Below are 2394 nucleotides of genomic sequence, written 5' to 3'. Positions count from 1 at the left end.
CCGACGAGCCAGAGGGAATCAGACGACTGAAATAAAGCGAGTGCTTATAGTGGGGGCTGGTATGGCAGGAGAGGGATTAGTTCGGGATTTAAAACGAAGCAATCAGTACAAGCCGATTGGCTTTATTGATGATAACCTATCTAAGAAAGGCTTAGAAGTTCACGGAGTTCCCGTACTTGGAATTACTAGTCAAATTTCCATGCGAGTTCGAGAATATGCGATTGATTTGATTTTTATTGCTATTCCATCAGCAAGCTCTTCAATCATGCGGCGTATCGTGACCTATTGCGAAAACAGCAAAGTTCCTTTTAGTACACTTCCTGGTCTTAGTGACTTAGCCTCTGGCAGAGTTGAAGTGAATGCTTTAAGGCCAGTAAATATAGAGGATTTGTTAGGTAGAGAGCAAGTTAATTTACAATGGGATAAATTAATCGCAGAAATTTCTGAAAAAAGGGTATTGGTAACTGGAGGAGGGGGCTCAATTGGCTCTGAATTATGCCGGCAAATTTTAGCTCTTAAACCTCAAAGTTTAGTCATTGTTGAAAATAGTGAATTTAATTTATATCAAATTGAACTTGAGCTGAAGCAAAGTTTTCCGGATATTCCGTTAGAGCTTAAATTAGTAAGCATTACCGATGAAATAGCGATTAATCGCTTATTTACTGATTATTCTCCTGAAATTGTATTTCATGCCGCTGCTTATAAGCATGTCCCTCTTCTGGAAAATCAGATACGCGTTGCCGTTTTGAATAATATTTTAGGAACACAGATAGTTGCAAAAGCAAGTATGGCTGCCCATACTGAAAAATTTATTTTGATTTCCACTGACAAAGCAGTAAATCCAACTAATATCATGGGCACCACCAAAAGAGTTGCAGAAATTTTTTGTCAGAATTTGAATGGTAAGGTAAAAACTCAATTCATTACGGTTCGGTTTGGAAATGTTTTAGGTTCCGCAGGAAGCGTGGTTCCACTATTTCAAAAACAATTGCAAAGCGGTGGTCCAATAACAGTGACTCATCCTGATATGCAGCGATATTTTATGACCATACCAGAGGCATGTCAGTTAATTTTACAGGCTATGGTTAATGGGCAAGGTGGCGAAATTTTTGTGCTGGATATGGGCGAGCCAGTTAAAATTAGCTACTTAGCAGAGCAACTGATTCGTTTGGCTGGGAAGGAGCCCGGAAAAGATATTATGATCGAATACACAGGATTACGTCCAGGAGAAAAATTGTTTGAAGAACTTTTCCATGAATCAGAACAATTGGATTCAACAGAGCATGAAAAACTATTCAAAGCAAAATTTCGTGAATTAAATTGGGATGAACTCATGCAAACAATGAACTTACTCAATAATGCATGTAAGGAAAACCAAGAGGATGAGTTATTTATTTTATTAAAGAGTTTAGTTCCCGAATTACACGTAACTGTTCTAGAGACAGTATTTTAATTGATTTTATTTTAATACTAAGGGAAAGAGGTTTTTGGAATGATAGTCTCTTATGATGATTTTGCAAAAATAGAGTTGCGTTCTGGTACTGTTGTTAAGGTTGAAGAGTTTTCACGTGCAAAGAAATCAGCATATAAAATATGGGTTGATTTTGGTGAGAATATAGGTGTATTGCAAACCTCCGCACAAGTCACGGTACATTACACCCCAGCGTCTTTATTAGGACGTTCCGTAGTAGGATGTGTTAATTTAGGTGAAAAAAACGTCGCTGGCTTTATTTCACAATTTTTATTAGTTGGATTTTCGGATGAGAGTGGAGCTATATGTTTGATTACAACCGATCCCAAAGTACCTAATGGGCAAAAGTTACATTAGCCTATGAGACACATTTTATGATACAAAATAACCGGATCCAGAGTTCAGAATATTAACGGCGCGTGCAGCAAGCATTAAAATAATTGTTAATGAGATAAGAGCTTGAAGCATGGTCATACACTTTGCCCAACGGGTTAATACAGGCGTATCTGTTGGTGAAAAGGCCGTTGTGGTATTAAAAGCTAGGAATAAATAATCCACAAAATTAGGTGTCCAGTTTTTGAGTGAGTTGGATATTCCAATCGTTTGTGTCAAAGAGAGTTGAACTTGAGGAAATAAAAATGCAGTGGGGCCAGCACTTTCCTTTAATTCTCGTTGTACTGGGCCTCCAGCATCTAAACTCCAATACCATAATGCAAAAACAAGGATGTTAGTTGTCCATAAGATGACTGAAGAAAGTAGTAAGTGGTTCGGGCCAATTTGTCCATGAATGGTAGCCAAAATCAACCGGCTTACGGAAATGACTGTATAGAGGGTGATGAGAATATTAACTGCCAAAATAAGATAGTGATTAATACGATTGTGATTATTCCATAGAGTGATTATTAATGGAATTAGAAGTAACG

At 37.6% G+C, this 2394-nt stretch carries 3 protein-coding genes; 2 read left to right on the top strand and 1 reads right to left on the bottom strand.

Annotated features, from left to right (window positions below):
- Both Lsan_RS16115 and Lsan_RS16110 read left to right on the top strand, forming a co-directional pair.
- A partial coding sequence (locus tag Lsan_RS16115) for a polysaccharide biosynthesis protein (RefSeq protein ID WP_237762166.1) occupies window positions 1-1453 on the top strand: 1453 nt, incomplete at its 5' end.
- A gap of 39 nt (window positions 1454-1492) precedes the next feature.
- On the top strand, window positions 1493-1828 hold the full coding sequence (locus tag Lsan_RS16110; RefSeq protein WP_058515153.1) for a tRNA-binding protein: 336 nt from the start codon (window positions 1493-1495) through the stop codon (window positions 1826-1828).
- Window positions 1829-1843: 15 nt separating this feature from the next.
- Here Lsan_RS16110 and Lsan_RS16105 read toward each other — a convergent pair.
- A partial coding sequence (locus Lsan_RS16105) for a hypothetical protein (protein WP_083505172.1) occupies window positions 1844-2394 on the bottom strand: 551 nt, incomplete at its 5' end.

Source organism: Legionella santicrucis (assembly GCF_001468135.1).
GTDB lineage: Bacteria > Pseudomonadota > Gammaproteobacteria > Legionellales > Legionellaceae > Legionella > Legionella santicrucis.
The sequence above is the reverse complement of the archived record's forward strand: the minus strand, read 5'-3'. Positions and strand labels throughout refer to the sequence as shown.